Here is a 5,174-nt window from a genome sequence, read left to right as displayed (position 1 = left end):
GACAAGGTCGGCTACATCAAGCTGACCGCCGCCGCCAAGGGAATGGCCCCCGCCTGGGCCGAAGAAGACATCTTCGTGGTCTGAACCGCGAACAGGGAGCAAACACATGTCAGCAACAGCAGCAACCGTCGAGACGCTCGACATCTCTCCTGTGGGCCGGGTCGAAGGCGATCTGGATGTGCGGGTTGAAATCGAAGGTGGCGTCGTCACCAACGCCTGGACCCACGCGGAACTGTTCCGCGGGTTCGAGGTGATCCTGAAGGACAAGGACCCGCAGGCGGGCCTCGTCGTCACCCCCCGCGCCTGCGGGATCTGCGGGGCCTCGCACCTGACCTGCGCCGCCTGGGCGCTGGATACGGCCTGGGGCACGACCGTGCCGCGCAACGCCATCCTCGCGCGGAACCTGGGCCAGATCGTGGAGTCGCTGCAATCGCTGCCACGCCACCATTACGGTCTGTTCATGATCGACTACACCAACGAAAACTATGCCGCATCGCCCTTCTACGCCGAAGCGGTCAAACGCTATTCGCCCTTCACTGGCACCTCCTATGAGGCGGGGGTCACCATCTCGGGCCGCCCGGTAGAGATCTACGCGCTTCTCGGCGGGCAGTGGCCGCATTCGTCCTTCATGGTGCCGGGCGGCGTGATGTGCGCGCCGACGCTGACTGACGTAACGCGCGCCTGGTCTATCCTGGAACACTTCCGGCAGAACTGGATCGAACCCCTGTGGCTCGGCTGCTCGATGGAGCGGTATGAGGAAATCCAGACGCTGGAGCAGTTCGAGGCCTGGCTTGAGGAAAGCCCGAAGCACGCGAATTCCGACCTTGGCCTGTTCTGGCGCATGTCCAAGGAGATCGGCCTGCAGCACTATGGCAAGGGCCATGGCAAGTTCGTGACCTGGGGCTACCTGCCGCACGAGGACAAGTACAACAAGCCCACCATCGACGGGCGGTCCTCGGCCGTGATCATGAAGTCGGGCACCTATGACGGGGCGACCGATACCTTCGGGCCGATGGAGCATATCTTCACCCGTGAAGACACGACCCACGCCTGGTACGATGAGGGCGCGGCAGTGCATCCGTTTGACCGCACCACGAAGCCCATCGCCAAGAACAAGGTCGATCCGGCGGGCAAGTATTCCTGGGGCACCGCCGTGCGCCATGCGGAATCTGGCGCGCTTGAGGCCGGACCGCTGGCCCGCCGCCTGATCGCAGGCAACACCACCGGCCAGGCCTTCCAGCACTCGGACGGGCTGGTGCTGGACATGTACCGCAAGATGGGCGGCGCCTCGATCATGCTGCGCCACTTCGCGCGGATGCACGAGCTGTGCATCCTCTATCGTGAGGCCGAGCGCATCCTGCGCGAGTTCCGGCTGAACGATGAGTGGTACATCAAGCCCACGGAGCGCGACGGCAAAGGCTGGGGAGCGACCGAGGCGATCCGGGGTGCGCTGTGCCACTGGATCGAAGTGAAGAACGGCAAGATCGCCAACTACCAGATCATCGCCCCCACCACCTGGAACGTCGGCCCCCGTTCGGCCGATGGCCAGCGCGGACCGATCGAAGAGGCACTGATCGGCACGCCGATCAAGAACAAGCACGATCCCGTCGAGGTCGGCCACGTCTGCCGGTCCTATGACAGCTGTCTGGTCTGCACGGTGCACGCGCATGACGGACAGACGGGCGAGGAACTGGCGCGCTTCAGGACGGCTTGATCCGGAGAGTGGCGGTCGGGGCACCGTCCCGGCCGCCAACGGCTACATCCGGGGAGGGACTAGCCATGAATATGGAGGCCAGCAGCACCGATCGTGATGCGGCATACCTTGCGCGGTACGGTGTGACTCCGTCCGAAGCCGGGCATGACATGCTGCTCCGGATGATCGAGGACATGTTTGCCGAGGGTCTGGTGACAGAGGTGGAACCCTTTCCCGAAACGGACAAGGAGTTTTCCAAACTGCTCGACATCCTGCGACCGCTGGACGCCAACGCCCTGCGGGAAAAACTGGTCATTTCGGGCTGGATTCTTGAGCCCTATGGACCCGACAAGATGCGTTGCCAGGAGTGCATGTACTATCTGGTCCACAAGCGCTGGTGCGACCTGCCGGAACTCAACCTGCCCGCCAAGGCGGACTGGTGGTGCCGCCTTTGGCGGATCTGAACGGGGGGAAAGATGGACATTGACGCCTTGCGCCAGGAGATTGCCACCCGCCTTGCCGGTGGTCTGCAGACCGAAGTCTGGCCCCGCGCCGGAACCAGCGAAGAGGTGAACGCGCTGGTCCACCGGCTGCAGGTAGAAGCCGGTGATGATCTGGAAAAGAAACTGGTGATCAGCGGCTTTACCGACCACACGATTGTCGCCGAAGACATGCCGCAGCCCTGTGAGACCTGCATGTACTACAAGGTCCATGCCCGGTTCTGCGATCTGCCCGAACTCATGCTGCCGGTCGAGCCGGAATGGTCCTGCAGGCTATGGCGGATCTGACCGGGCCCGACATTGTCGTACTTGGCTGCGGCAATCCCAACCGCAGCGATGATGGGGCAGGGCCACGGGTGATGGCCCTCCTGCGGGGCATCGGCCTGCCGCCCGAGGTGCGGCTATTTGATGTGGGCACCGACGGCATGACGGCAATGTATCGCGCGCGCGGGGCCACCCATCTTGTGGTCGTGGATGCCCGCGTGCCCGGCGGCAATCCCGGCGCAGTCTATGAGGTGCCGGGCGAGGTCCTTGCCGCGCCACCTGCCAAGGGCGCGGGCTTGCACGAGTTCCGCTGGGATCATGCACTTTACGCCGGGCGCCGCATTTATGGCGACGCCTATCCCGCGACGGTGGTCGTCCTGTTGATCGAGGCGGCGAGCCTTGACCTTGGCCTTGCACTGAGCCCCCCGGTCGAGGCTTCGGCGCAAAGCGTAGCGCAAAGGGTGCGCGGACTGATTGATGGTTGGCTGGCCGCATGACCGCGGTGCTTTCGGTTCGGGATGGGTCTGTCTACCTGCCCGCGGTGGTGGTCGAGACCTACTTTCGCGGCATCGCTTCGGTGGTGGTGCTCATACGCGACGGCACGCTGATGATCCTGCCCGTGCATCAGGCAACGGCGGGCGGCTGTCTTCTGAAGCTCCGCAATGCTGCTGGGGACCGCGTGGCGCAAGCGCGGGACGTGTTTCAGGATCTGGGTCTGCTTGGGCTGAGGGTGACTGATCTTCCTGCTAACTGGGTATCCGATCAGGGCGCACTTTGCGCAGAACTGCCGCCCAGCCTGCAAAGTTGATTTTCAATTGAAGAAGAAAGTAGACAGAGCGCGCGGCAAGTGATCTTGTTTCCGTACAAGAAGACGCGACACGCCTGAGTCGCGCGGGGGAGGGTCCACCATGGCTACAACCAGCCGCACCAAGCAGCAGGTCGATGCGGCGCTGATGGCCGTCGAAGACGCTGATGCCTCTGACGCCGATAAGGCGCAGATGCTGATGGAGATTGCGATGGGCCTGCAGCAGGCCCCGCGCGAACCCGCTGACCTGCATGCCGCTGTTGACCTTTATCGCAAGGCTCTGACGCTCGTCCCTCCGGACGAAGTGCTGGGCGGGGCGCGCATTCGGGCGCGTCTTGCCACAGCGCTGATGGCGGTGCCGGCTGAGGATGCCGATCCGATGAAGGCTGCCCGCGCGGAAATCACCAAGGCCATCGCGACCCTGACTGCTGAAGGTTCGGACGCCGAGGTTGCTGAGGCCGAGATGAACCTTGGCCTGATCTGCCAGACGCTTGCGGGCTGGGGCATGATGCCGATCCAGCCCGCGATATCTGCCTATCAGCGGGCTTTGCGGACCTTTGACAAGGCCGCATACCCCAAGGAATTCGCGATCCTGCAGAACAACCTCGCCACCGCCTTCATGTCGATGCCCTTCACAGACGAAAGCGGCAAGCTGCGCGAAGCTTTGGCGGTGCAAGCGTTCGAGGAGGGGCTGAAGGTCGTTACCCTGATCGACCATCCGGTTGAATATGCCATGCTGCAAAACAACCTTGGCAATGCGCTGCAGTATGTCTCGACCGCGCACCGGGTAGAAAACTGCTTGCGCGCGCTGGATGCCTATGACGAGGCGCTGAAGGTCCGCACCCTGCGCGACATGCCCGAGGCCTATGCCAACACCATCGCGAACAAGGCCAATTGCCTGGCGAACCTGCCCGACGATCTGGAAAACCCCGAAGCCGGCAACCCGCGCCATGTCCAGGAGGCTGTCGCCCTTCTGCGTGATGCGCAAGGCATCTTCCAGCAGCGTGGGGAGGCCGAGAAGGCCCGTTCCGTTGCCGAGGCGATCGCCGACCTGACCTCGGCACTGGCGCCCCACAGCGCCTTTGCGTCGCATCAAAGCCATTGACACAAGACCAAAAGGAACCCTGCGCGTGACTGTTATCCTCTCCCTAATCATTGGCCTTGCGGCTGCCCTTGGTGCCGGGGCCCTGTCGGGCATCCGCATCGGCAAGGACGCCCTTGGCACGGAACTCGCCGCCTATATGGGCGGGCTTTACGGCATCATTTCGGGCAGCGTCGCGGTCGTTCTGACCGTGCTCGTGCTGTCCCTTACCTGAGGAGGGCGCGCATGTTCAGCATGGCAATGAACTCTGCGAAGCAATTCTTTGCGGGCAAGCTTTTCAAAGACAACCGCATGGTGATCCGGCAACTGGCCATCGGCGCGGGTGCGGGTCTGATCGTTGGGCTGGTCCTGGGGCAGTTTGCGCCGATGTGGCTGGCGGCGATTACGGCGGGGGCGGTGGCGGGGATCGCGCAGCCGATCCTCCTCAAAGACGTGAAGTACGCCTGAGGCCATGAAAGACGCCGCCGCCTCCACAGCAGATGCCCCAAGCCTTGACCGGCTGCTGGGTGATCTGCGCGCGCTGGAGGCGCTGGCGGAGCATTGGGATGATGCGGCCCGGATGGGCGCGAAGGCCCAGACCGAAGCACTGGATGCGCTGAACGCCGAGGCCTTTCGCCGCCTGATCCGCAGTCTGAAATCCCAGCCGGGCTTTGGCGCGGCCCTGGCCGAGGCCGCGCGGGATGAGGTGGTTTATGCCGTGCTCCGCCGTCACGGCATCCTGAAACCCTCGCTGTTCGAGCGGGTCGAGGCGGCGCTGGAAACGGTCCGCCCGATGCTGGCGAGCCATGGCGGCAATGCCGAGGTGGCCGC

9 protein-coding genes are annotated in these 5,174 nt (G+C 63.9%); all 9 read left to right on the top strand.

Annotated elements, in window-relative coordinates; all coding sequences use genetic code 11:
• Positions 1-106 precede the first annotated feature (106 nt).
• Positions 107-1,714 carry a nickel-dependent hydrogenase large subunit gene (locus V7N12_RS13565; RefSeq protein WP_333715171.1) on the top strand — a complete coding sequence of 536 codons (1,608 nt, stop codon included), beginning with the start codon at positions 107-109 and terminating at the stop codon, positions 1,712-1,714.
• A gap of 65 nt (positions 1,715-1,779) precedes the next feature.
• On the top strand, positions 1,780-2,157 hold the full coding sequence (locus V7N12_RS13560) for a hypothetical protein (RefSeq protein WP_333715170.1): 378 nt from the start codon (positions 1,780-1,782) through the stop codon (positions 2,155-2,157).
• Between the two features lie 12 nt (positions 2,158-2,169).
• Positions 2,170-2,481: a hypothetical protein gene (locus V7N12_RS13555; protein ID WP_333715168.1), complete on the top strand. Its 312-nt coding sequence runs from the start codon at positions 2,170-2,172 to the stop codon at positions 2,479-2,481.
• Positions 2,469-2,954 (top strand): hydrogenase maturation protease, encoded by a 486-nt coding sequence (locus tag V7N12_RS13550; RefSeq protein ID WP_333715167.1) that lies wholly within the window; start codon positions 2,469-2,471, stop codon positions 2,952-2,954. Before V7N12_RS13555 ends, V7N12_RS13550 begins: the two co-directional genes overlap by 13 nt.
• Positions 2,951-3,265, top strand: a complete 315-nt coding sequence (locus V7N12_RS13545; RefSeq protein ID WP_333715166.1) for a hypothetical protein — start codon at positions 2,951-2,953, stop codon at positions 3,263-3,265. The genes V7N12_RS13550 and V7N12_RS13545 overlap by 4 nt, the downstream gene beginning before the upstream one ends.
• Before the next feature lie 100 nt (positions 3,266-3,365).
• Positions 3,366-4,367: a hypothetical protein gene (locus tag V7N12_RS13540; RefSeq protein ID WP_333715164.1), complete on the top strand. Its 1,002-nt coding sequence runs from the start codon at positions 3,366-3,368 to the stop codon at positions 4,365-4,367.
• A gap of 25 nt (positions 4,368-4,392) precedes the next feature.
• Positions 4,393-4,578 carry a hypothetical protein gene (locus V7N12_RS13535; protein ID WP_333715163.1) on the top strand — a complete coding sequence of 62 codons (186 nt, stop codon included), beginning with the start codon at positions 4,393-4,395 and terminating at the stop codon, positions 4,576-4,578.
• Between the two features lie 11 nt (positions 4,579-4,589).
• Positions 4,590-4,811, top strand: coding sequence for a hypothetical protein (locus V7N12_RS13530; RefSeq protein ID WP_333715162.1), 222 nt, complete (start codon positions 4,590-4,592; stop codon positions 4,809-4,811).
• A gap of 4 nt (positions 4,812-4,815) precedes the next feature.
• A partial coding sequence (locus V7N12_RS13525; RefSeq protein WP_333715161.1) for a hypothetical protein occupies positions 4,816-5,174 on the top strand: 359 nt, incomplete at its 3' end.

Source organism: Yoonia sp. (genome assembly GCF_036770585.1).
Lineage (GTDB): Bacteria > Pseudomonadota > Alphaproteobacteria > Rhodobacterales > Rhodobacteraceae > Yoonia.
This window is presented reverse-complemented; position numbering and strand designations above follow the sequence as displayed.

What these genes read in the sequence shown, in the direction of transcription:
- V7N12_RS13565 (WP_333715171.1), top strand. Translation starts at nt 107, where the DNA reads ATGTCAGCAACAGCAGCAACCGTCGAGACGCTCGACATCTCTCCTGTG.
- V7N12_RS13560 (WP_333715170.1), top strand. Translation starts at nt 1,780, where the DNA reads ATGAATATGGAGGCCAGCAGCACCGATCGTGATGCGGCATACCTTGCG.
- V7N12_RS13555 (WP_333715168.1), top strand. Translation starts at nt 2,170, where the DNA reads ATGGACATTGACGCCTTGCGCCAGGAGATTGCCACCCGCCTTGCCGGT.
- V7N12_RS13550 (WP_333715167.1), top strand. Translation starts at nt 2,469, where the DNA reads ATGGCGGATCTGACCGGGCCCGACATTGTCGTACTTGGCTGCGGCAAT.
- V7N12_RS13545 (WP_333715166.1), top strand. Translation starts at nt 2,951, where the DNA reads ATGACCGCGGTGCTTTCGGTTCGGGATGGGTCTGTCTACCTGCCCGCG.
- V7N12_RS13540 (WP_333715164.1), top strand. Translation starts at nt 3,366, where the DNA reads ATGGCTACAACCAGCCGCACCAAGCAGCAGGTCGATGCGGCGCTGATG.
- V7N12_RS13530 (WP_333715162.1), top strand. Translation starts at nt 4,590, where the DNA reads ATGTTCAGCATGGCAATGAACTCTGCGAAGCAATTCTTTGCGGGCAAG.